We start from the raw sequence: 23,638 nt of genomic DNA on the forward strand, positions 1-23,638 counted from the left end.
AGTTTATTGCTCCATCAGCAGGTGAATATTTTGTAACTATTACAACTGCCGAAGGTTGCACCGGTGAAGATTCTATCATTGTTTCTGATACTAGTTGTGAAATACAAAGAGGTATCTCTCCAAACGGGGATGGTATGAATGATGTATTTGACCTTGCAGCGCTTAACGTGAAAAAGCTGAGTATCTTTAACCGTTACGGTCAGGAAGTATATAGTAAAAACGATTATAAGAAAGAATGGGGGGGCCAGGACAACAATGGAAACGAACTGCCTACAGGAACTTATTTTTACGTTATTGAGTTTTCAATTAGTGATTCAAAAACCGGATGGATTTATATTAACAGACAGCAATAAGAATAATTATTATAAAAGTTCAACAAATGAGCCTGGTATTTTACCAGGCTTATTTATTTATTATCTCGTCCTGAAATAGCGATATGCAAAAGTATCGCACGAACAATTACTCAAAGCACAGAAAAAAATCATACACTTAACCTTAAGCTTGGTGCTGTTAAAGAAGTTGAGTCTGGTGTTTTTAATATGCTATGTTATTTAAATTTAATAACATATGCTTATTCTAAAAAGATAATGGGATATGATTGTCTGACTCTCTAAGCACACAATGATGTTTAATGCTCTTAAGGTGGTTAGTCATTAATAAGCCAATTTCTTCAGGTCCTGCATAAAATGGTTTGAAATTTGTCCCGTTGGAGTCACAAGCAAAAATCTCTAAATCAATATTATTTAGGGATTTTTTGTTTCAAATAGCACTTAAATGATCAACCTCAACGCCACACATTTTCATAATCTCTACAACATTCCTATGGCTTAAAATATATTGTCTGAAAAACAATAGGCTTAGGATAACCAATGACCCCTCAGTAATCTTTTAGGTATTTATTAAACTAAAGGGAAAAAGTTATCCCTCGATACGACATAACTCTTTTTTCAAAATAAATAAAATTATCAGAGAAATTAAAATCACGTAAAAATACGTGGAATTTTAGCATCAGGATTTAATACATTGTTCTCTCTAAGAGCGAGCTGTCTATGGCTCCAAGCCAGGCACAATAGCATAATTAGAAAACCTGAAAGACAATTTACAGTCGTATTTGATAACACTTGTAAACTGAGTTAACAATAGAACATTTTACAGGCGGTTGCCGGTCAAACCGGACTGAACAGGTAATTCAGGTACACGTATATCATTCATACCTATTTACAATATCTATAATTTAAAAAAAATACTAATGCCCGCATCGAACATTAAATCACCCGGTGTTTATATCAGCGAAATAAACGCTTTTGAGAATTCGGTAATTCCGGTAGCTACCGCTGTTCCAGCATTTATCGGTTACACACCACAGGCACAATGTAATGGAAAATCTTATACCAACAAAGTACAAAAAATCACCTCATTTGCAGAATTTCAGGCTATTTATTGCCTGCCAGCCCCAGCACCGCCAGCTAGCCCTTCAAAACAATATAACCCACAATACTACCTTGTTCAGCAAAAAAATAAGCCAGACAATGGGGATTTTATGGTAATTAATAATAATTACTATTTGTTGTTGCCTGATCCAAATACGATTTATTACCTGTATAATAGTATCAGGCTGTTTTATCAAAATGGTGGCGGTGATGCTTATATCGTTTCCGTTGGGGGTTATGGAAACCCGTCAGGCACGTCAATGGCCCCTGGTACACAAATTATAAACCCCAATGTACAGCTAAACGAGCTTATATACGGCTTGGCATTGCTTTTAAATGAACAGGAGCCTACCATGTATATATTCCCTGATGCGACACTGCTTTCCATAACCGATAATGGTACACTTATGCAGCAAATGCTGTTGCAGTGCTCTCAAATGCAAACTTCAATAGCTATATTTGATATAATAGGCGGGAGAAACCCCGACCCTATTATGTATACAAATGATATTACAAGTTTCCGTAACAATACAGGCTCACAGGGGCTCGATTATGGCACTGCCTACTACCCTTTCATTGGTACAACTGTAATGCAGAATCAGGATATTGACTACACTAACCTGTTCGGCGGCGATATAAAACAGTTATCATCTCTGCTTAGTCCTGCAGACAATCCGAATACGAGTGTAACAACCATTTTGGATATGATTGAAAATCCTGGTGCAAACCCACTAACAGTTACACAATATAACAGTGCTTTACTTAATGCAAGCAAAATCTATAGCCAAATAATAAAATATATATTAGCCGATGTGAACCTACTGCCACCGAGCGGAGGTATGGCAGGTGTAATGACAACTATAGACAACCTGCAGGGTGTATGGCAGGCTCCTGCAAACACAACCATAGTGGGTGCAGCATCCTTGCCTATAAGGTTATCGGAAAGTCAGCAAGCCAATCTTAACATGGATGCTTATTCCGGTAAATCAATAAATGCTATCCGTTTCTTTAACGGCTTAGGCATTTTGGTCTGGGGTGCCCGTACTCTCGATGGTAATAGTCAGGATTGGAAGTACCTTTCGGTACGAAGGACGATGATATTTTTAGAACAATCCTGCAAACTGGCTGTAAAACCTTATACTTCCCAGCCTAACGTAAAAAACACATGGGAAGCGGTAAAGGGAATGATTAGCAGTTTTCTTACTTCTGTATGGAAAGAAGGCGGCCTTCAGGGCGTATCAGCATCAGATGCTTTTTCGGTGGAATGCGGGCTTGGCAGTACGATGACATCTGATGATATCCTTAATGGATTTATGAATGTTACCGTAAAGGTAGCGGTAGTAAGGCCAGCCGAATTTATAGTTTTTACCTTTCAGCAACAAATGGCATCATCAAGTTAATAACGATTAGCTCTTATTAACTACTGACATTTTCATATACTCCGATTGTGTAAATCTAAGTGTAAAATATACTGCCTGAAGAATAATAGGTTACAGATAGCAATGACCTTTAGTGTTCTTTTTGGCGGTATTTATCAAATATAAAGGTAAAAGTTATTGGTATACGTAACAGAACCCTTCACTATTAACAGGTCCACCCATCGACATGATGAGTGATGATATGGTCATGCACAGTACGAGCTCTATACTGAGTCGTTCCCTAGCCATTTTGAAAGTATATCAACAATATTCTCTTCCCTTATAGGCTTTACTACATAATCGTTCATACCCGCATTAAGGCATTTTTCTTTTTCACCCAAAACATTGCCAGCCGTTAAGGCTACAATAGGAACGGATTGCCTTTGATCTTGTTTCCGTATGTTTTCGGTAGCTTCACAACCGTTCATTTCTGGCATCTGAATATCCATTAAAACAAGATCCGGTTTATGCTGACTGCAATATTCCACAGCTTCCAGACCATTACTGACTTCTATCAGGATAGCTCCAGGCACCAATCGGTTGAGAATAGAACGTACCAGCATCATATTTACCGGATTATCCTCAGCTATTAATATTGTTAGGTTTTCTGAAGTAACTGCTTCTTCTGACTCCGGGTCGGGCATAAAAACAGCTTGTTCTTCATGAGAGAGTCTTTCCAACGAACTGTAAATATCATCAATCTTTAAAGGTTTGACAAGGTGACTACTGACATTAAGTTCCTTACAGGCTTCAATGATCTTTTCGTCATCTGCCGAACTGTGAAGCAATATTATAGGCTGCTGCGCTGCACTTGGGTAAATATTTTGGCGTATTTTCGTTATGGTTTCCAGCCCATCCATAACCGGCATATGATAATCCATCAAAATAACATCATACTTGTTTCCACCAACCAACAACTGAAGAGCCTCGAGTCCGTTTCTGGCTTCTGTCACCTTTATGTTTTTTAATCCCAGGATTTGTTGTAGTATAATCCTGTTGTTTTCATTATCATCAACAATCAATACTTCTCTTATCTTCTCAATATCATGCCACACTATGGGTTCTCCCTTTTCTGATCTGAAGGAAACTTCAAAATAAAAAGTACTGCCTGAACCCGGACGACTTTCCAGTTCAAGATTACTACCCATGAGTGCGAGCAACTTATTGGATATGGTTAATCCAAGTCCTGTGCCACCATATTTTTTTGTGGTCGAAGTATCTTCCTGAGAAAAAGCCTCAAAAATAGTAAACTGCTTTTCCTTAGGTATCCCGATGCCTGTATCCCGTACCGAAAAGCGTAATCGGGTTTGGTTTTCATCGGATTGCACGCAGGCAATCTTTAATTCTATTTCTCCCTTTTGGGTAAATTTAGCGGCATTACTCAAAAGATTAACCAGTACCTGTTTTAGCCGGATGCTGTCCGCGTAAATGAAACGTGGCAATTCAGTAGAAACATCTAAAAGCATTTCCAGTCCATTTTTCTGTACCTGATAACTGATGATATTAGCGGTCTGGCTTGCAAGTTCGTAAACATCGCACTTCTCTATATTTAACTCCAATTTGCCGGCTTCAATTTTGGAAAAATCGAGTATGTCATTAATTATGCCCAGGAGCGCATTGGCTGACTGGTTCACTATCGAGAGATACTGCTGCTGTGTATCGTTCAAATGGGTCTTCATCAAAAGATCCGTAAAGCCAATAACACCATTTAAGGGAGTACGTATTTCGTGACTCATATTGGCAAGGAACTCTGATTTAGCACTATTAGCATTCTCAGCTTTCTGCATAGCAAACACCAGTGCTTCCCTCTGTTCCACGATGGATGTAATGTCCTGAAATGTACCATAAAGGCGTTTGTAATTCCCCGGTTCTCCTTCGGCATTACCTATAACCCTTACCCATATTTCCCTTCCTTTTCCGGTTATAACCTGTAGTTCGATATCCCATGCCTTTCCGTTTACCAGTGCCTGCTGTACTATTTTACCTATAGTTTCACGGCTGGATCCTTCTTTATAAAAATTAATTGCCTCATCAAGGGTTGGTTGAAAATCGGCTGGCATTTCGTGAATCTCCTTTGTTATAGATGTCCAGCTCAGTTTTTGCCGTTGCAAATCAAGTTCCCATCCGCCAACTCTGGCAACGCGATTCGTCTGCTCAAGGGTTTCTTTGGTTCTGCGGAGATCCTCTTCGAGCCTGTAACGTTCTGTCACGTCTATTGCATTGCCTATTACATAAGGCTCACCGGTAAGGTCACGTTCTAATATGTTATTATATTGCCATATATGATACTCTCCATTCTTATGTGTGGTTACCATCTGCCCTTTGGCACTACCGGCTCTTTTTATTTCCGCCAGATAGTCCACCACAAGTTCATGCCTTCGTTGGGGAACAATATTAAACAAATCCTTGCTTAGTATTTCTGCTTTGGTATAGCCCAGTATCGCTGCTCCTGCCTCGTTAACCGAGGTAAATTTACCATTAAGGTCGTGTGTGCACATAAAACCCTGTGAATTTTCGAAAAAGATTCGGGCACGTTCCTCACTTAATGACAACTCCATGTCTTTTTGATTTTCCTGAGTGATATCCCTGGCAATTGCATACAACTTTCCTTCTTTAGGTTCCGGGGTGGCCGACCACTGAAGTGTTTTGTATTCACCATATTTATTCCTGAACCTATGTACAAAATTGATAGTCTTGTTTCCCTGTTTCAAACTTTCGATTTCGTTTTGGGTAGCCTCGCGATCATCTGGATGCACAAGGTCAATAAATGAAGTGCTAAGAAGATAATTTTCGTCCCATCCTAACACTTTTTCAAATGCAGGATTAATACTTTTAAAGTAACCATCGACACCCGCTATGCACATCATTTCATCAGAAAGATTAAACAGATCAAGATAAGTCTGCAACGCCTTGCGTTCTGATCTGGTCTTTAAATGTGTCATTACTTCTTTTGCCAACAGTCCTAAGGCTTGTATTTGAGACGGTGTAAGTTCTTTAGTCTCATAGCCAAGTACGCAAATTGTGCCAATCGCAAATCCACTAGTATCCACAAGGGGATAACCCGCATAAAAAGCAACGGAAGCATTGCCTTTTACGGGATAATGCTTTCCTGAATCTGACGAAGATATGCTAATGCTGGTTTGATAGAATTCTCTTTTTTCAATAACCGTTTCACAAAAGGATTCCTTCCTAATCCCTGAAGTGTCCGTAAGTCCTATTGATGCGCTGAATAGTAACTGATCTTCATCTACAAAGGAAAGTACCGCAATAGGGGTATTGCATACTACTGCAGCAAGTTTTATAATATTGTCAAAAACTTCACCAGAAAGAGTATCAGAAACGGTATGTTTTCGTAATGCCCTTAGTCTTTGCTGTTCGTTGTTTGGTAGATGATCCATAATATATTTAACTTATCATATCTCAGTATTATATACCAAGTTAGCATATTTGATTTTATAAAACCAATACATATAGAAAAAACAACTAAAACACGGACAAATATCAACTTAAATAGAATACAAATTTATTTGTTACTTCATTCAATGAAAGTAAAGACTTATAAACGCAATTCATAACTATTTAATACTCCATTAATTTAAAAATGTAAAATCCGTTAAACTTCTCAAAACCTTATATTATCAAAGAAATACAGTTTGTAACTTTATATAAAACTGTAAAAATGAAACAGCCCCTGCTCGCTTTTAATGATAAAGGTATTTACTGTTCACAGGCCGACGTGTATCTGGATCCATGGCGTGCTGTGCCTAAAGCAATTATTACGCATGGGCACAGCGACCACGCTCGTTGGGGGCATGGCAGTTACATCACGCAACATATGAATGTCCCTATTATCAAACATCGCTTAGGAGACATTAATGTTACCGGTAAAGACTGGGGAGAAACGTTTACCATAAATGGAGTTACCTTTAGTTTTCATCCTGCGGGTCACATTGTAGGAAGCTCGCAGGTTCGGGTAGAATATAAAGGAGAAATATGGGTATTTACCGGAGACTATAAAACCGAAGATGATGGCTTATCTACACCTTATGAAGTTATAAAATGCCATACTTTCATCACTGAAAACACTTTTGGCCTCCCCTGTTTTAAATGGACACCTCAGCAGGAAGTTATGAACGACATAAACACCTGGTGGTCTCAAAACAAAGCTGAAGGGCAAACATCAGTATTATTTGGTTACACATTAGGTAAAGCGCAACGCTTATTAAAACATCTTGATCCGTCAATCGGGCGAATTTTCACCCATGGAGCCGTTGAAAACATGACTAATATAATACGTACGATGGTTGACCTACCTGAAACTGTACTAATAACTGCCGAAACCAGAAAAGAAGATTTGCCGGGTAGTATCGTACTAGCACCACCGAGTGCACACGGAAGCCCATGGATAAAACGTATGACACCTTATGTAACCGGTACTGCGAGCGGTTGGATGGCATTTCGCGGAGCAAGGAGAAGACGTGCAATTGATAAAGGATTCGTTCTTAGCGACCATTGCGACTGGACGGGTTTACTGGAAAGTATACAGGCTACGGGGGCAGAAAAAATTATTTGTACCCATGGCTATAGTGATATTTTTAGCACTTACCTGCGTGAGTTGGGTTATGATGCAAGAACCGAACAATCTCAATATGAAGGTGACGAAGGGGAAACTGACACCAAAGAATCCAATGAAACAGTCACTATGGAAGGAGGTGATTTATGAAATATTTTGCCGAACTCATTAAAACGCTTGACAGTAGCAACAAAACCAATATAAAGGTGGATGCCCTGACCCAATATTTTCGTAAAGCAAGCGACACAGATAAAGTATGGACCATTGCCATACTCTCTCACAGAAGGCCGCCACGTCCGGTAAATACAACTTTGTTACGACTTTGGGCTGCCGAATTGGCTAATATTCCACTATGGCTCTTTGAAGATTCTTATCACATAGTAGGTGATTTGGCCGAAACCATTGCTTTAGTCATACCTGCCTCTAAAAATCATAGTGAAAAAACCCTGACAGAGTTTGTAGAGGAAATGATTCTTCTCAAAAAAAAGACAGATACTGAGAAAAAAGAGTACCTGCACAATAACTGGTTATCGCTTAACTATTATGAGCGATTTGTATTTACTAAACTTATAACCGGAAGTTTCCGAATTGGGGTGAGCCAAAAACTGATGACCCGTGCCCTGAGCAAGGCTACAGGCGTAGATGAGGATATATTAGCTTACAAACTAATGGGCGACTGGGATCCGGCCAGCATTAGTTTTCAGGATTTAGTACTGGAGGAAAAAGCTCAGGATTTCCTCTCTAAGCCCTACCCTTTTTACCTTGCCTATGCTATTGAAGGTGAAATTGAAGATTTAGGAGATGTAAGCAACTGGAGCACCGAGCATAAATGGGATGGTATTCGCAGTCAGACAATAGTTCGCAACGATCAATTATATGTATGGAGTCGCGGTGAAGAGTTGGTTACTGACAAATATCCTGAATTCAATAGTTTTTTAGGAGTTATTCCAAATGGTACTGTAATCGATGGAGAAATATTGCCGTGGATTGAGGATAACATCGGTTCATTTAACGACCTGCAAACGCGCATCGGGCGTAAAGTGGTAACTCCTGCCTTATTGAAAAAAACACCTGTTATCATCCGTGCGTATGATCTATTGGAATGGAACGGCAACGACATAAGAAACCTGCCTTACAACGAAAGACGTAATCTTCTTGAAAATTTATACGAGCAGGTAAAAAATTTTCAACTACCGCTTCAGATCTCAGAGAGAATTCAGCTGAAGGACTGGAAAGAAGCATTACGCGAAAAAGCTAAAGCCAGGGATTTGCGAAGCGAAGGACTGATGTTTAAACGAAATGATTCTACCTATGGTGTTGGTCGCAAAAAAGGTGACTGGTGGAAATGGAAACTTGACCCTTTTAGCATTGATGCAGTACTTACATATGCCATGCGTGGCAGTGGCCGTCGGGCTAACCTGTTTACCGACTACACATTCGCCTTATGGCAAACAAACGACGATGGAAATAAAGAACTGGTAACATTTGCCAAAGCTTACTCGGGACTTACAGATGCTGAATTTCGTATGGTGGACGATTACATAAAAAAGAACACTCTGGAACGTTTCGGTCCCGTACGCAGTGTGACACCAAAGCTAGTTTTTGAGATAGGCTTTGAGGGAATTGCTTTTTCAGGCAGGCATAAAAGTGGTGTAGCCACACGTTTTCCACGCATATTACGCTGGCGGCATGATAAAACAATTGAGGAAGCGAACACTATTGACGACTTAAAAGCTATGATACCGGGATAAATCACACATAGAACTACATTTCAATATATGAATAGGGAAGAACTTTTTGATATCGCTACAAACTGGTTTACAGGCCGAGGCTGGAAACCTTTTCCTTTCCAGACGCAAACGTGGACAGCATTTTTGCAAGGCAGGAACGGCCTGCTTAATGCTCCTACCGGTAGCGGAAAAACCTATGCGCTCTGGATCCCCGTTATATTGGATTACATAAAAAACAACCCGGATTATAAGACAAAACATAAACCCGGACTTAAAGCCATCTGGATAACCCCCTTAAGGGCACTATCTACAGAGATTAAACAGGCGGCTGAACGCGTAGCCGACGATCTTGAAACCGGACTAACAGTTGGAGTGCGCACTGGTGACACATCTGCATCTGAGCGTTCAAAACAAAAAAATAAAATGCCCGACCTGCTTATAACCACTCCCGAAAGTATGCAGCTTATGTTGGCTTCCAAAGGTTACGAATCTGTTTTTAAAACATGCGGGGCTATTATAATCGATGAATGGCATGAGCTGTTAGGAACCAAACGAGGTGTACAGGTAGAACTGGCACTAAGCAGGCTAAAACATATAAATCCACGGTTACGGACTTGGGGAATATCTGCAACAATAGGTAATTTAAAACAGGCTTTAGAAGTACTTCTGGGGCCAAACAGCCCAGCTCTTCAAAATTCAGTAATGATACGTGCGCATATAAACAAAAAAATAAATGTGATATCAGTCATTCCTGAAAAAATGGATACTTATCCCTGGCGGGGACATATGGGGCTACATCTTGTTGATGAAGTGGCCAATATTATAAAAAAGAGTAAAACAACACTAATTTTCTGCAACACCCGTTCGCAATGCGAATTATGGTTTCAGGCGCTGCTTACCAAATATCCTGAATTTGCAGGTGAACTTGCTATGCACCATGGCAGTATTGCTCGAGAAACCCGGCAATGGGTAGAACAGGCAATACGTGATGAGCAGCTTAGAGCCGTAGTTTGTACCTCTAGCCTTGATTTGGGTGTCGATTTTGCCCCGGTAGAAACAGTGGTTCAAATAGGTGGTCCAAAAGGTGTGGCGCGTTTTTTACAGCGGGCAGGCCGTAGTGGGCATCAACCGGTACAGGAAAGTAACATTTACTTTCTGGCTACGCATGCCATAGAATTAGTTGAGGCCTCTGCCCTACGCCGCGCTGTAAAAGAAACGGTAGTTGAAGATCGTGTACCTTACCTTAATAGCTGGGATGTATTAATACAATACTTAGTTACTCTTGCAGTGAGTGATGGTTTTTACCCTGCTGATATTTTTAAAGAAATACAAGACACCTTTTGCTATCAGGGTATTACAGCAGAAGAGTGGCAGTTTTGCCTCAACTTTATTACTCGTGGCAGTCAAAGCCTGCAGGCGTATGATGAATATAAAAAAGTGGAAATTGAAGCCGACGGCAAATTTAAAGTTAACAGTAAAACAACTGCGCTCAGACACAGGATGCAGATAGGCACGATTGTAGGCGACTCAGTAATGAATGTCAAGTTTTTAGGAGGTGGCTATATTGGCAGTATTGAAGAATGGTTTGTCTCTAAGCTTATTCCCGGAGACATATTTATTTTTGCAGGCCGCAAATTGGAACTCATACGCATACGTAATATGGAAGTAATCGTACGAATGGCAAACCCAGGTGCAAAAGCCGTACATGCCAGCTGGATGGGTGGACGACTTACATTATCAAGCCAGATGAGTGAGCTGATAAGAGAAGAACTGTATGCTGCAAATACAGAATCCATGAGCAGGGAGCTAAAATCGCTAGAGCCTATGTTTACCCGTCAGCGAAAGGAAAGCATTGTACCAACAGATAACCAGTTCCTTATAGAGACATTTAAAACCCGTGAGGGTTACCATGCTATATTTTATCCCTTTGAAGGACGTTATGTACATGAAGCATTAGCTAGCGTTATGGCCTACCGCATCAGTCTGCTCAGTCCTATAACATTTTCACTAGCCTATAATGACTATGGTTTTGAATTGCTTTCGGATAAGGAAATTGATATGCAGCAGGTTCTTGATAACAACTTATTTACACCATTACACCTGCATACTGATTTACAGCAAAGCCTTAATGCAACCGAAATGGCCAGGCGAAAATTCAGGGATATTGCTGTAATCGCAGGACTGGTATTTACCGGTTATCCCGGAAAAAATGTCAAGACAAAACATCTGCAAAGCAGCAGCCAGCTTATTTTTGAAGTGTTTCGTGATTATGAGCCTAACAACCTTTTATTTCAACAGGCCTATCGGGAAACCTTTGAACATCAGTTGGAAGAAGGTCGTCTGATACTGGCTCTGGAACGTATACAAAATCAGGAAATTGTATGGAAACAATGCGAGAAGCCAACACCGTTCAGCTTCCCAATAATAACAGATAGACTCAGGGAACGTTTATCAAGCGAAACGCTGGCTGAAAGGATTAAAAAAATGACTGCGAATTATATGAAGTAATTTATTTAGCCATAGCTTTAATAATACGATTGGCTCGTCTGTCTGCATACATTCGGTTTAAAGCCGTTACTGCCCATATAAATGCAGGTATCCAGCCAATTATAGTTATTTGCAGGATAAGACAAATTATTCCACTGAGAATTTTACCTTGCAGCATTAATGATAACCAGGGCAAAAAGAAAGCAATAACATATCTCATATACTAATAAAATTAAAGGTCTAAATATAATGACTTTAGAAATAGAAATTAATAGAAATACATTTGTTTTGCATAATTCAGGGGCACTTTACTGGACAGAAAAGCGTGTGCTCCTTATCAGCGATGCGCACCTTGGAAAGGTATCTCACTTCAGAAAATATGGTGCAGCAATACCTGAAGCTGTGATAAATAAAAACTTTATAAAACTGGACGAAGTGGTAAATTACTTTGATCCTGAAAGCATTTATTTTTTAGGTGATTTATTTCATAGCGAACTAAATAATGAGTGGTACTTATTTCAGCGATGGGTAGAAAAAACAAACATCCCTATAATACTTATTGCAGGCAATCATGACATTATAAATCCGGCTAAATACTGCGAATTAAACATACAAATTACTAACGAATGGAAACTAAATGGAATTCTGCTTACGCATTACCCTGAAATCCGTGAAGGTTTTTTTAATTTATGCGGACATGTGCATCCGGCCGTAAAATTACGTGGAGCAGGAAGGCAATCTTTAAAGCTTCCATGCTTTTTTCAATCCGAAAATCAGATGATACTTCCGGCATTTGGAGAATTTACAGGAACTTATGTAATTGAACCAAAAGAAGGTGATATGGTATATGGCATTACAAAAGACACAGTACTACCAGTCATAATAACTTTTTAATCCAATAAAATTAATTAAGCTGTAACTATGGAATATATCGCGTAATCATAAGAGAGAAAAAGAATTGTATTAATTTTCGTTATTCTACAGCTTACATACTACTTACATGATTGGGTATTAACCACTTTTCTCTTCCTTCAAGAGTAACCTTCCTATACTTGTCAGTATCCATCAACAATCGCGTGTTATCCCCGATAATTATCACTTCAGATGTTTTAAAAAGGTCTGCGAATTTTTTTATCAATTTCTGCTCATTCCATTTAAAGTCTATTTTCCGTTGGTATGGTATTTCAGTATCACATTGGTAAATTGGTTTTGCTTACCGGAGGCTTCTGCTCTATTTGGGCCGTTGAGACCCGCTTTGATGAGTTTTGCCTCACCTGACTCTAATGCTTTAAGTATCATGTCACAAATCTGCTGGCGGCGCTCTTTAGTACGTGTATAAAGGGGAAGCCTGATTTTATTAGGCAGATTGACCCACATATAATATAATTTTGAGTTCTCCATAACATTTTATTTAGGTTGTTAGTATGATGTATTGGATACAAGGTATAAAAGTACCATAGTACAAGTTCTCAGTTTTACAAATGATTAACCCAATATTAACCGCATATTTGGCATTACTGACAACCAAGGTTAATGAACTACAAAATATTTTATATAAAAACCTTAAATAATACTTTCTCTTTCAGTCTTTAACAATGATTTAAATAGCACTTGTTACCCATTTGGCTAACTTTAAATATTAGCATTAACAAAATACCTGAAAACCGTTATTATAGGAACTATTAATGTAAACATTCTTAGTAACTTGAAAGTAAGTAAGGGATAAATAAAAGGGGCTATGTAACAATGATACTAACGTAAATAAACATTATGAAAAATACTCAACAACTAAAGCACAAGACAGTGGTCATTACCGGTGCAAGCAGCGGCGTGGGAAGGGCTGCAGCTGAAGCCTTTGCCGAGAAAGGCGCTAACCTTGTTATTGTAGCCAGAGGACAACAAGGCATTGACGAAGTTGTGGAAATATGCAGGAATCTGAATGCAAACGCCATTGGTGTATCAGCCGATATGTCAGTAGAAGAGGATGTAGAGAAGGTTGCTCAACAAGCACTGAGCATCTATGGTACCATTGATGTATGGGTTAATAATGCCGGGGTAATGGCCAGTGGCAAATTCGAAGAAATACCTATGCCTGTCCACGAGCAGGTGATAAAGACAAATTTATTTGGTTATCTGCATGGCGCTTACAATGCACTTAAAATTTTTAAAAAACAGAATCACGGAATAGTAATAAACAATATATCCATTGGAGGTTTTATGCCTGCTCCCTATAGTTCAGTCTACACCGCTACAAAATACGGGATCAGGGGTATGATGGAAGGTTTACAAGGGGAAATCTCTAACCGAAGGAACATCCATATCTGCAATCTTTATCCTCAATTGCAAAACTCAACAGGAAATCTGCATTCGGCAAAATACTCAGGATTTGATATGAAAATTCCTCCGATTGCATCAGATCCCCGCGACACCGCCGAAAAAATGGTTCAGCTTGCATTACATCCCCAAAAAGACCTTTTCCCTGATTTCAGAGCGGCTGCGATTACAAATATATATCGGATGTTCCCTAAAACAACCATAAATATGGCCTCCGGTGCAGTTCGGCTCATGATGAAGATGAATGAAGACAAAACGGGAAATGCCGGGAATATACTGGCCAACTCAAAAGAGCCCATGCGTATATATGGAAAAAAACCAATTTCAAAATCCATAAAAGAAATTGGTCTGTCTATGTTCGCAGGTGCGACAGTCGGTTTATTACTGATGTCACTCTCAAAACGCAATGCTTAAAAGCATGAATCACCAAAAACAATATAAATAATCATTAAAAACAAAAAAGTAATGAAAAGTTCAAAAATCGTAGGAATAGTACTTATAGTTTTAAGCCTGGCTATAGGTTATATTGGCCTGAATAAAATAGCTGACAACACCAAAGAAATTAATTTCCTGGGCATAAAAATTGATGCTTCAAATGAATCCGGCAAACAGCAGGGCTTTATCTACACAGGGGTCGCGGTGCTGCTTTTTGCAGGAGGGTTATATTCAATGAAAAAAGCTGAATAAGAAAAAGATTCCCATCTCTCTTTCGGGCTGAGACCTAAAAATTCAATTTGATGAACTTCCACTGCAAAGTATCATAAATTATCAGTTCATCATGTAAAACCGATAGGTCTGTAATTAGCTTAATTGTCTCGTGAGCCATCATACTGCCTAAAATACCCGGCAAAGTTCCCATAACGCCGTTAAGGCTACAATTAGGAACGTCTTTTGGATCAGGTGGGGATGGAAACAAGTCTCTTAAGTTCTTACTCCCTTTATGATTAAACACTGCCATCTGTCCTTCAAAATTCAGTATGCTGCCATATACAAGCGGTTTATTTAGCAAAACACATTTATCATTGACTAAATAGCGTGTTGAAAAATTATCGCTCCCATCTACAACCATATCAAAGTCGCGTATGAGGTCAGCTGCATTTTCACTTGTAAGCTTTTGGTCATAAACATTATAGTTCAAGCCCGGATTCAGCTTTTGCAGTACCTTTTTTGCCGTTACTGCTTTTGATTCCCCTATTTGTTCATCGTTGTAAAGTATCTGACGGTGCAGGTTGTGTAATTCAACAATATCAAAATCAACAATGCCTAATGTTCCTATGCCGGCTGCTGCCAGATATTGTAAAACAGGACAGCCAAGTCCCCCTGCACCTATCACAAGCACTTTAGCCTGCTGAATTTTTTCCTGCCCCGCCTCTCCTATCCCGGGAAGCATCATCTGGCGATTATAACGCAAAAAGCTATCTATTGAAATCATATTTTAAGAAGTATATATTTTATCCCAGTCTTTCCATACCGGCTCATAACCAGCTGCTCTAATCTTTTCGGCAACTTCCTCGGCTGAACGTTCGTCACTGGTCTCAAACTGTTCGAGCGATTCCGGTGCCACCACATACCCGCCCGGATTGGTCCTGGAGCCGGCACTCATGCTGGTAGCCCCTAAATGGATAATGTTATCCCTGAATTTTTCATTTTCCCTTGTTGAGACGGATACTTCAAGATCTTCATTCCATATCCTGTAGGCACAAATAAGCTGCACCATATCTTTATCATCCATAATAAAGTTTGGTTCAATAATACCCTCAGCAGGCCTCAGCCTTGGGAAAGATACCGAATACCTGCTCTGCCAGTATTTTTTCTGAAGGTAATCCAGATGGAGTGCAGTAAAGAAACTGTCGGTACGCCAATCTTCCAAACCAAGCAATACACCGAGCCCTATCTTATGGATTCCTGCCTTACCTATCCTATCTGGTGTTTCCAGCCTAAAATCAAAATTTGATTTTTTCCCTTTGGGATGGTACTGCTTATACACTTGCCTATGATAGGTTTCCTGATAAACCAGTACCGTATGTACGCCAGCTGTATGTAATGCCTGATATTCTTCAGTACTTAAAGGCTGCACTTCTACAGAGATATTAGCAAATTTTGCCCTTAACAAACTGATGGCATTCAGGAAATAATTAATATTAACTGTATAATTAGCTTCACCGGTAACTAAGAGCACATGTTCGAAACCTGCTTGTTTTATAGCTTCGGCTTCTTTTAGAATCTCGGCATCGTTCAGAGTCTTTCTCTTTAGTTTGTTGTCCAGACTAAAACCACAATAAGTACAAATGTTCTGGCATTCATTGCTAAGATACATAGGTACATACATCTGTATGGTCCTGCCGAAACGTTTTTGTGTCAGTTCTTTACTCATCGCAGCCATTTCTTCCAAAAACGGCATAGCTGCAGGAGAAATAAGTATTAAAAAATCATCTATAGTACGCTTTCTTTTGGAAAGGCTATGTTGTACCTCAGCTGCTGTAACATACTGTATTTTCTGTTGAATACTATCCCAGTGGTATTGTTCAAAGAGGCTTTTAAAAGTCGTCATTGGAAATTAGTATTAGTCATATAAAAATGAAGTAAGGGGGCTGGATGCCGAGGCTGTACTAACGCTTCCTGCCAGTTGGCTTTCAAAAGCTTTACGTCCGGCAATAACAGCCTCTTTAAAACTCTCTGCCATTAATACCGGATTACCCGCAACAGCTATAGCAGTATTGACCAATACTGCATCAGCTCCCATCTCCATAGCCAAAGCTGCATGAGAAGGCGCACCAATTCCTGCATCTACAATCACAGGAACCCTGCTTTGCTCAATAATGATTTCTAAGAAATCCAGTGTTTTCAAACCCTTATTGGAGCCTATAGGTGCCCCTAAAGGCATGACCGCTGATGTACCGGCATCTTCGAGACGCTTGCATAAAACAGGATCGGCATGTATGTACGGCAAGATGATAAAGCCCAGCTTTGCCAATTCTTCAGTGGCTTTTAGGGTTTCTATAGGGTCCGGAAGCAGGTATTTAGGATCAGGGTGTATTTCCAGCTTAAGCCAGTTGGTTTCCATCGCTTCGCGTGCCAATTGTGCTGCAAATATGGCTTCTTTCGCATTTCTTGCCCCTGATGTATTGGGCAAAAGATTAATATGACTATGGTTCAGATGTGATAAGAGGCTATCTGTATCCTTTGCAAAATCGATCCGTTTGAGTGCAACAGTGACCAGTTCACTACCTGAAGCCAGGACAGCCTCTTCCATCTGGGTGGCAGATCCAAATTTTCCTGTACCTAAAAACAGTCGTGATTCAAATTTCTTATCTCCTATTACTAATGGTTTCATACTATATTTAATTGACTGAATAGTTCTTTTTTTTGAGTGTGCGAAGTGATATAGCCCGATAATGCTACCCCATAGATACCCGTATCAATAATATGTTTGATATCATCTTGTGTTATACCTCCTATGGCATAAACCGGTGTATGAATTTGATATTCATTCATTCCCGCCATAATACTTTGTATGCCTTTTAATCCTAAAATAGGACTCAATTTATCTTTAGTTGCTGTAAAACGAAATGGTCCAAGGCCTATATAATCGCATTGTTCTGTATGGCGTTTAATCACGTCATTGAGTGTGTTTGCTGTACCTCCTATGATTTTCCCAGGCCCTATAATAGATCTCGCTTGTTCTATATCCATATCGTCAAGTCCTAAATGGATGCCATCCGCATCAACAGCTTTTGCTATATGAGGATAATCATTGATTATAAATGTGCAATCATATCCCAGCATTATTTTTTTAATCTGTTCTGCTACTGTCAGCACCTCCAATTCCGATACACTTTTAAAGCGTAATTGCACCCAATTACACCCGGCGTCAAGTACTGATCTTATATTTTGTATCTGAGCGTCAGCAGTCTCTCCCTGAGATATATATTGTATTTTACTTCTCATCATTAAACGTTTTAAATTCGCATATGGGGTCGCCTGAGTTCCATATATTTCCTAAAACGGCTACACCATCAAAACCTGCCTCAAGTATTTGTTTGTTATTTTTATAACTTATTCCTCCCAACGCTATCAGTTTTGTATTAAAATTACTACGTCTTTTTGTTGATTCGATAATATCTGTATCGGGCGCATATCCCGGTTTAGAAATGCTGTTATACACCGGACTTAAAAAGGCATATTCGTAACGATGGGATAATCTGTTAAAATCTTCAATACTGTGTGTTGAAGTTGAAAATATCCACTCTTGGTCGTTGCCAAGCATCTTGAGTGTCTTATCAAAATCAGGCCTGTTACTTTCCGTAAAGTGAATTCTGTTGATGCCGTACTGTCCTGCCAGATTATAATGCTGATGCAGTACCAGCCTATCATAATATTCCTCATGTATCAAACGCAAAAGAGATTTGAGATTGTAGATGTCTATACCAGGTTTTCGTATATGAAGCAACTGCAGTCCTTCTTCAAAAAGCCTGTTAATGATATGCGCTTCATCAGTCAAAATTCCCGGATTTGTAATAACAATCATCACTACAAATAAATTTCTTTTCCGGCCCCAACGAACTCTTCTGATTTTTCTCTCATCCCTTTTTCAGCTACCTCCCTTATTTCCTGTGATATTTTCATTGAACAAAATTTCGGACCGCACATAGAGCAAAAATGTGCCACTTTTGCGCCATCTGCCGGCAGGGTTTCATCATGAAATTCCCTTGCTGTATCCGGATCAAGCGCCAGATTAAACTGATCTTCCCAACGAAATTCGAAGCGTGCTTTACTAAGGGCATTGTCACGGTACTGTGCCCCTGGGTGACCTTTAGCCAGATCAGCAGCATGAGCGGCTATTTTATATGTTATCACACCATCCTTCACATCTTTTTTGTTGGGTAATCCCAGGTGTTCCTTAGGCGTAACATAACAGAGCATAGCTGTTCCATACCAACCTATCATAGCAGCACCAATGGCAGAGGTTATATGATCATACCCCGGAGCTATATCTGTGGTAAGTGGCCCCAAAGTGTAAAAGGGTGCCTCTCCGCAATGTGCTAACTGCTTATCCATGTTTTCCTTTATCATATGCATGGGAACATGGCCCGGTCCTTCTATAAATACCTGAACGTCATGCTTCCATGCAATTTTAGTGAGTTCGCCTAACGTTTCGAGTTCTGCGAATTGCGCTGCATCATTGGCATCGGCAATAGAACCCGGACGAAGGCCATCGCCAAGCGAAAAAGCAACGTCATAGGCTTTCATAATTTCACATATTTCTTCGAAATGGGTATATAGAAAATTTTCTTTATGATGAAACAGGCACCACTTAGCCATAATTGATCCCCCTCTGGAAACAATACCGGTAACCCTGTTAGCGGTGAGATGGATATAGCGCAACAGTACACCGGCATGAATCGTAAAATAAGATACTCCCTGTTCTGCCTGCTCTATAAGCGTATCACGGAAAACTTCCCAAGTGAGATCCTCTGCAATACCCTTCACTTTTTCAAGTGCCTGATATATAGGAACTGTACCAATAGGAACCGGGGAGTTGCGAATTATCCACTCTCTTGTCTCATGGATGTTTTTCCCTGTAGACAAATCCATTATCGTGTCCGCTCCCCAGCGACAGGCCCAAACAGCTTTTTCAACCTCTTCTTCAATACTTGAGGTAACCGCACTAATGCCGATATTAGCGTTTATTTTCACAAGAAAGTTTCGCCCAACAATCATGGGTTCACTTTCAGGATGATTAATATTATTAGGTATAATGGCCCGTCCACAGGCAACTTCATTACGAACAAACTCAGGTGTAATTTTTGTCTTGGGCGTATTTGCCCCGAAACTATTTCCAATATGCTGAGAGGCAAGTGAAGGGTTTTGCTGTTCAAAAGCTTCTAAACGCTGATTTTCACGTATTGCTATGTACTCCATCTCCGGAGTAATGATTCCCTGTTTTGCATAATGCAACTGTGTTACATTTGCGCCTGCTTTAGCGCGTTTCGGCTTGTGTAAGTATGAAAACCGTAAATGATCCAGTTTAGAATCATTAAGCCTTTGCTTACCATAGTCAGATGTAATCTGTTGTAATTCATCCACGTCATTGCGCTCCATTATCCATTGTTCCCGAATGCGTGGCAATCCTTTACGAATGTCTATTTCGGCATCAATGTCAGTATAAGGCCCGGAAGTATCATAAACCGTAACGGGTGGATTTTTCTCCAGGCCGCCATTAGAAAGCCTGGTATCGTGTAGTGAAATTTCACGCATTGCTACCTTTATAGGATGCATATTTCCTTCAACATATATTTTTTTAGAATTAGGAAAAGGAGTGCGGGAAATCTGATGTTCTGTATTTTCCATTAGAAAGTCTGTTTGATTTATAGCAATAAAATTCTATCCGCCCTGAGTGGCAGAAATAATTAATATCTGGTCTGTTGAAGAGAGGGTAAAGCTATTCCACTGCGTTTTAGGAATAACAGTATTGTTAACGGCTACAGCAATACCTTTTTGCTTCAAAGGTATTTCTATATCAAGCATAGTCTGTATAGTGACTGTACTTTCAGTAAAATGTCTTGTCTGATTATTGATTGTAAGCTCCATTCCTTGTTGGTATATATTGATATACTTTAGGAATGGCTACGACTGTACACGGAGGAACGTCAAAGTCATCTTACTTTTCCCTACGGCAGTATGAGCTGCATCAGGTTCAGAGGGTAAAATCTCAGCCTACGGTAGTAGACACCCCTAAAGTTGCAGCAAATGTAATGGTATATTCTATAAATACCATAAAAATTATTTTTTTAACAAACCAAATTCTTAAATCAATAATTTAAAATCGGGTAAATCTACGTGATTCCGAGTCCTTTTTAGTGCTTAGTTTTAGCACTCCTTAAACCTGGATCTATAATAATTAGAGGCCAACAAAAATTAAAAAAACAAGGACAGCCAAAAAAACAAACCGATAAAATTAATTAAACCAAAAATACTATGTCAAAAACTGATAAAAATCAATTGAAAAATATTGTAAACAGCAAATTAATTGCCACTGTTAACGTTGGTGTGAATCCTACAGCAATGGCAATAACATCCGATTCTGCTAAATTATATGTAGCCAATGGCAATAATTACGGAATTGCAGGAAGTGATACCGTGACGCTTATAGACTTAACAACCATGATGCCAGTCTTAACAATATCTAGCGGAACATTTAATCAGCCGTACACCATAACGCTATCTAAAGACGAAACTAAAGCTTACGTTACTAACTCCAATGCATCTACAGTGAGCATAATTGACACTGCAACAAATAAAGTTACCGGAATAATAGACGGATTTAATGGGCCATCAGGTATGGTAATTACCCCCGACGGCACTAAAGCCTATGTTAATAATTATGGTGCGAGTACAGCAATTCCATCCGGATCCGGCAATACTGTAAGTGTAGTAGATTTGATTAGCGAAAAAATTATTCAGGAAATTACTTTAAGTGAATATACACAGGCTGCAGCACCATCTGCAATTGCTATTAGTCCAAAAGGTGATTTTGTTTATACTGCAAACTACACAAATGGTGAGCCATGGCAAGGAACGCTATCAAAGATTTCTACGGCTACTAACGTTGTGGTTGATACTATAGGCGGTACTCCTTTTCTTGGAGGAACCCCATTTCTATTTGGTATGTTCGCTTTAAAAATTGATGCTTCCGGTAAGTTTGCATACCTTACCAACTTTGGGAGTAATAACTTTGCACCTTATGGCACAACGGTTTGTGTAGTAGATCTTGAACAAAATACTCAATCGGCGCTGATTGAAGTAGGAATACAACCATCCGGATTTGATATTACTCCAGATGGACTTTATGGTTTTGTTTCAAACTACAATACATTATACAGTTCAGGTGCACCTGATTACACGGGGTTGACAGCCGGACAGGGAACTGTGAATATCATAGATCTATCTACTAATTTGTTAGTCCCAATTACTATTAATGTTGGATTGTCGCCAGGATGTATCAAGATGAGCCCAGATGGTAAGTATGCTATTGTTTCTAATTATACCGGGAATACAGTAAGTATTATCAGTCTATATGGTGAATAATAATTTAGACTTTTAATATAAACATTTTGGAATTTATCCATTTATGACAACAAATTAAAAAAGCTCAAAATTATTGATTTTGAGCTTTTTTTCATATTCAAGATACTTTTTATATTATTAAAAAATTTTTAATAAAACCCTAACACTAAATATAATTACAAGAATTGCAACCAGTATCAGTGCAGTACGTCTTGGCAATTTTCCTGAAAGCCTCGCCGCAAGAGGAGCTGCGGCCGAACCTCCTGCAATAAGTCCAACAATTACATGCCAATGTGTTAACCCGAGAGAAGCAAAAAAAGCTATTGCGGCAGATAATGTAACAAAAAATTCAGCGAGGCTGACTGTTCCTACCACAAAGTTCATTTTTCTGCCTTTAGCCAATAGTGTTGAAGTAACTATAGGTCCCCATCCTCCTCCTCCAAATGAATCCATAAACCCTCCAACAAAACCTAAAACACCTACACGTTTCACTGGGCTTTTACGCCTTGCGGTCTTCAATGCCAATAAAATAAGACGTATACCTATAATCATTGTGTAGATAGAAAGGGCAGCGTATGCAAAAGCCTCGTATTTATTTCCCAAATAAATCAATGCTATGGCTCCGGCTACAGCACCTAGTACCCCAGGAACAGCAAGCCAAAGAAGCAATTTCTTATTAACATTACCAAAACGATAGTGAGTATAGCCGCTCACTGCACTTGAAAAGACCTCAGCAGTATGTATACTTCCACTAATAGCCGGCAGTTTTACCCCAAAAAGCATCATAGTAGTAGCACACATAATACCATACCCCATACCCAGGGCACCGTCTACCAGTTGAGCGAAGAAGCCAACAATCAGCATATCATAAAACCCTGAGGGTATATTGCCGACATATGTTTTTAGTTCATTACCAGAAATGATAGTTGAAAGGCCATATCCGATTACGAAAACAATGAATAGTAATGATATCTGCCCTACCAGTCTTTTATTTCGCTTCGCTATACTCTTTTCATGCGAAAGATATGATGTTGCTTTATTAAGATCGTTTAGTTTAGCGGCGAGGTCACCTGTATGTTCTCTTCGGATTATCTCAAGCTGATCAATGGAATTTTCAATACTGTTAGGAATTACATACTCAAAATATTCTCTTAGTCTTCTGGCAAGTACAGGGGAACGTCCATTGGTTGATATTGCAATTTTAAGACTGCCTTTATTTACTATAGAACCAAGATAAAAGTCACACAGTTCGGGCTGATCTGCTGCATTTACCAATAATCTTTTAGCATTAGCCAAAGCTTTTATATGCTTGTTAAGCTCTGTATCATTGGTAGCGATAATAACAATATCGGCATCATCAAGGTCAGTTTGCTTAAATTCTCTTTGTTTACTCTTCACATTTGGGTTCCACAGAATTAGTTTGTGAAGTTCAGATGTGATTTCGGGAGCCACAATGGTAATGGAAACCTCCGGATTCTGCTTAAGCAGCGTATTAGTCTTTTCAAGACCTACCTTACCGCCTCCTACTATAAGGAAGCGGCGGTTTTCTGTTTTAAGATAAATGGGAAATAACGTATTAGCCATATTTTTTTATTAAAA

General features: G+C 39.4%; 20 protein-coding genes and 1 riboswitch. Of the genes, 9 read left to right on the forward strand and 11 right to left on the reverse strand.

All coding sequences use genetic code 11. The annotated features are described in order from the left end of the window. On the forward strand, positions 1-353 hold a 353-nt coding region (locus tag ACFSR3_RS08730), incomplete at its 5' end, for a gliding motility-associated C-terminal domain-containing protein (RefSeq protein ID WP_379820632.1). Positions 354-1,249: 896 nt separating this feature from the next. Further along, positions 1,250-2,830 carry a phage tail sheath family protein gene (locus tag ACFSR3_RS08735; protein ID WP_379820633.1) on the forward strand — a complete coding sequence of 527 codons (1,581 nt, stop codon included), beginning with the start codon at positions 1,250-1,252 and terminating at the stop codon, positions 2,828-2,830. A gap of 242 nt (positions 2,831-3,072) precedes the next feature. Here ACFSR3_RS08735 and ACFSR3_RS08740 read toward each other — a convergent pair whose 3' ends face one another. Then, positions 3,073-6,246: a response regulator gene (locus tag ACFSR3_RS08740; RefSeq protein WP_379820634.1), complete on the reverse strand. Its 3,174-nt coding sequence runs from the start codon at positions 6,244-6,246 to the stop codon at positions 3,073-3,075. Between the two features lie 281 nt (positions 6,247-6,527). On the opposite strand from ACFSR3_RS08740, the gene ACFSR3_RS08745 reads away from it, so the two are divergent. The 3 genes from ACFSR3_RS08745 to ACFSR3_RS08755 are packed head-to-tail and all read left to right on the forward strand — an operon-like array spanning position 6,528 to position 11,659. Further along, positions 6,528-7,571: a ligase-associated DNA damage response exonuclease gene (locus tag ACFSR3_RS08745; RefSeq protein ID WP_379820635.1), complete on the forward strand. Its 1,044-nt coding sequence runs from the start codon at positions 6,528-6,530 to the stop codon at positions 7,569-7,571. Further along, a complete protein-coding gene (locus tag ACFSR3_RS08750; protein WP_379820636.1) occupies positions 7,568-9,172 on the forward strand; it encodes an ATP-dependent DNA ligase in 1,605 nt (534 codons plus the stop codon). The genes ACFSR3_RS08745 and ACFSR3_RS08750 overlap by 4 nt, the downstream gene beginning before the upstream one ends. A 27-nt stretch (positions 9,173-9,199) precedes the next feature. Next, complete coding sequence (locus ACFSR3_RS08755) at positions 9,200-11,659, forward strand: ligase-associated DNA damage response DEXH box helicase (RefSeq protein ID WP_379820637.1); 2,460 nt, start codon at positions 9,200-9,202, stop codon at positions 11,657-11,659. 1 nt (position 11,660) lies between these two features. Here the strand turns inward: ACFSR3_RS08755 and ACFSR3_RS08760 are convergent, their stop codons facing one another. Next, a complete protein-coding gene (locus tag ACFSR3_RS08760) occupies positions 11,661-11,858 on the reverse strand; it encodes a YqaE/Pmp3 family membrane protein (protein ID WP_379820638.1) in 198 nt (65 codons plus the stop codon). 29 nt (positions 11,859-11,887) lie between these two features. Here ACFSR3_RS08760 and pdeM point away from each other — a divergent pair, with 29 nt between their 5' ends. Continuing rightward, positions 11,888-12,532, forward strand: coding sequence for a ligase-associated DNA damage response endonuclease PdeM (gene pdeM, locus ACFSR3_RS08765; RefSeq protein ID WP_379820639.1), 645 nt, complete (start codon positions 11,888-11,890; stop codon positions 12,530-12,532). Between the two features lie 267 nt (positions 12,533-12,799). Here pdeM and ACFSR3_RS08770 read toward each other — a convergent pair whose 3' ends face one another. After that, positions 12,800-13,039, reverse strand: a complete 240-nt coding sequence (locus ACFSR3_RS08770; protein ID WP_379820640.1) for a hypothetical protein — start codon at positions 13,037-13,039, stop codon at positions 12,800-12,802. Positions 13,040-13,408: 369 nt separating this feature from the next. On the opposite strand from ACFSR3_RS08770, the gene ACFSR3_RS08775 reads away from it, so the two are divergent. Together ACFSR3_RS08775 and ACFSR3_RS08780 are read left to right on the forward strand one after the other, a co-directional pair. Further along, positions 13,409-14,386, forward strand: coding sequence for an SDR family NAD(P)-dependent oxidoreductase (locus ACFSR3_RS08775; protein ID WP_379820641.1), 978 nt, complete (start codon positions 13,409-13,411; stop codon positions 14,384-14,386). Positions 14,387-14,437: 51 nt separating this feature from the next. After that, entirely contained in the window at positions 14,438-14,659 is a 222-nt protein-coding gene (locus tag ACFSR3_RS08780) for a hypothetical protein (RefSeq protein ID WP_379820642.1), read from the forward strand. A 34-nt stretch (positions 14,660-14,693) separates the two neighbouring features. Here the strand turns inward: ACFSR3_RS08780 and ACFSR3_RS08785 are convergent, their stop codons facing one another. From ACFSR3_RS08785 to thiS, 7 genes are read right to left on the reverse strand one after another with little or no spacing between them, the layout of a single operon-like run. Further along, a complete protein-coding gene (locus ACFSR3_RS08785) occupies positions 14,694-15,404 on the reverse strand; it encodes a HesA/MoeB/ThiF family protein (protein ID WP_379820643.1) in 711 nt (236 codons plus the stop codon). Positions 15,405-15,407: 3 nt separating this feature from the next. Next, a complete protein-coding gene (gene thiH / locus ACFSR3_RS08790) occupies positions 15,408-16,523 on the reverse strand; it encodes a 2-iminoacetate synthase ThiH (protein WP_379820644.1) in 1,116 nt (371 codons plus the stop codon). A gap of 12 nt (positions 16,524-16,535) precedes the next feature. Continuing rightward, positions 16,536-17,306, reverse strand: coding sequence for a thiazole synthase (locus tag ACFSR3_RS08795; RefSeq protein ID WP_379820645.1), 771 nt, complete (start codon positions 17,304-17,306; stop codon positions 16,536-16,538). Continuing rightward, complete coding sequence (locus ACFSR3_RS08800; protein WP_379820646.1) at positions 17,303-17,923, reverse strand: thiamine phosphate synthase; 621 nt, start codon at positions 17,921-17,923, stop codon at positions 17,303-17,305. Before ACFSR3_RS08800 ends, ACFSR3_RS08795 begins: the two co-directional genes overlap by 4 nt. Continuing rightward, positions 17,910-18,500: a thiamine phosphate synthase gene (locus ACFSR3_RS08805; RefSeq protein ID WP_379820647.1), complete on the reverse strand. Its 591-nt coding sequence runs from the start codon at positions 18,498-18,500 to the stop codon at positions 17,910-17,912. Before ACFSR3_RS08805 ends, ACFSR3_RS08800 begins: the two co-directional genes overlap by 14 nt. Before the next feature lie 2 nt (positions 18,501-18,502). Beyond that, a complete protein-coding gene (thiC, locus tag ACFSR3_RS08810; RefSeq protein ID WP_379820648.1) occupies positions 18,503-20,323 on the reverse strand; it encodes a phosphomethylpyrimidine synthase ThiC in 1,821 nt (606 codons plus the stop codon). A gap of 33 nt (positions 20,324-20,356) precedes the next feature. Further along, entirely contained in the window at positions 20,357-20,563 is a 207-nt protein-coding gene (thiS, locus tag ACFSR3_RS08815) for a sulfur carrier protein ThiS (protein WP_114758070.1), read from the reverse strand. 60 nt (positions 20,564-20,623) lie between these two features. Further along, positions 20,624-20,719: riboswitch (TPP riboswitch) on the reverse strand. A 231-nt stretch (positions 20,720-20,950) separates the two neighbouring features. On the opposite strand from thiS, the gene ACFSR3_RS08820 reads away from it, so the two are divergent. Beyond that, entirely contained in the window at positions 20,951-22,060 is a 1,110-nt protein-coding gene (locus tag ACFSR3_RS08820) for a YncE family protein (protein ID WP_379820649.1), read from the forward strand. 117 nt (positions 22,061-22,177) lie between these two features. On the opposite strand, the gene ACFSR3_RS08825 is transcribed toward ACFSR3_RS08820, so the two are convergent. Further along, positions 22,178-23,623, reverse strand: coding sequence for a TSUP family transporter (locus tag ACFSR3_RS08825; RefSeq protein ID WP_379820650.1), 1,446 nt, complete (start codon positions 23,621-23,623; stop codon positions 22,178-22,180). Between the last annotated feature and the right edge of the window lie 15 nt (positions 23,624-23,638).

This window comes from Flavobacterium suzhouense (assembly GCF_042684765.1).
Taxonomy (GTDB): domain Bacteria; phylum Bacteroidota; class Bacteroidia; order Flavobacteriales; family Flavobacteriaceae; genus Flavobacterium; species Flavobacterium suzhouense.

Coding starts and splice junctions, on each gene's coding strand:
- ACFSR3_RS08735 (WP_379820633.1), top strand. CDS start 1,250: ATGCCCGCATCGAACATTAAATCACCCGGTGTTTATATCAGCGAAATA.
- ACFSR3_RS08740 (WP_379820634.1), bottom strand. CDS start 6,246: ATGGATCATCTACCAAACAACGAACAGCAAAGACTAAGGGCATTACGA.
- ACFSR3_RS08745 (WP_379820635.1), top strand. CDS start 6,528: ATGAAACAGCCCCTGCTCGCTTTTAATGATAAAGGTATTTACTGTTCA.
- ACFSR3_RS08750 (WP_379820636.1), top strand. CDS start 7,568: ATGAAATATTTTGCCGAACTCATTAAAACGCTTGACAGTAGCAACAAA.
- ACFSR3_RS08755 (WP_379820637.1), top strand. CDS start 9,200: ATGAATAGGGAAGAACTTTTTGATATCGCTACAAACTGGTTTACAGGC.
- ACFSR3_RS08760 (WP_379820638.1), bottom strand. CDS start 11,858: ATGAGATATGTTATTGCTTTCTTTTTGCCCTGGTTATCATTAATGCTG.
- pdeM (WP_379820639.1), top strand. CDS start 11,888: ATGACTTTAGAAATAGAAATTAATAGAAATACATTTGTTTTGCATAAT.
- ACFSR3_RS08770 (WP_379820640.1), bottom strand. CDS start 13,039: ATGGAGAACTCAAAATTATATTATATGTGGGTCAATCTGCCTAATAAA.
- ACFSR3_RS08775 (WP_379820641.1), top strand. CDS start 13,409: ATGAAAAATACTCAACAACTAAAGCACAAGACAGTGGTCATTACCGGT.
- ACFSR3_RS08780 (WP_379820642.1), top strand. CDS start 14,438: ATGAAAAGTTCAAAAATCGTAGGAATAGTACTTATAGTTTTAAGCCTG.
- ACFSR3_RS08785 (WP_379820643.1), bottom strand. CDS start 15,404: ATGATTTCAATAGATAGCTTTTTGCGTTATAATCGCCAGATGATGCTT.
- thiH (WP_379820644.1), bottom strand. CDS start 16,523: ATGACGACTTTTAAAAGCCTCTTTGAACAATACCACTGGGATAGTATT.
- ACFSR3_RS08795 (WP_379820645.1), bottom strand. CDS start 17,306: ATGAAACCATTAGTAATAGGAGATAAGAAATTTGAATCACGACTGTTT.
- ACFSR3_RS08800 (WP_379820646.1), bottom strand. CDS start 17,923: ATGATGAGAAGTAAAATACAATATATATCTCAGGGAGAGACTGCTGAC.
- ACFSR3_RS08805 (WP_379820647.1), bottom strand. CDS start 18,500: ATGATTGTTATTACAAATCCGGGAATTTTGACTGATGAAGCGCATATC.
- thiC (WP_379820648.1), bottom strand. CDS start 20,323: ATGGAAAATACAGAACATCAGATTTCCCGCACTCCTTTTCCTAATTCT.
- thiS (WP_114758070.1), bottom strand. CDS start 20,563: ATGGAGCTTACAATCAATAATCAGACAAGACATTTTACTGAAAGTACA.
- ACFSR3_RS08820 (WP_379820649.1), top strand. CDS start 20,951: ATGTCAAAAACTGATAAAAATCAATTGAAAAATATTGTAAACAGCAAA.
- ACFSR3_RS08825 (WP_379820650.1), bottom strand. CDS start 23,623: ATGGCTAATACGTTATTTCCCATTTATCTTAAAACAGAAAACCGCCGC.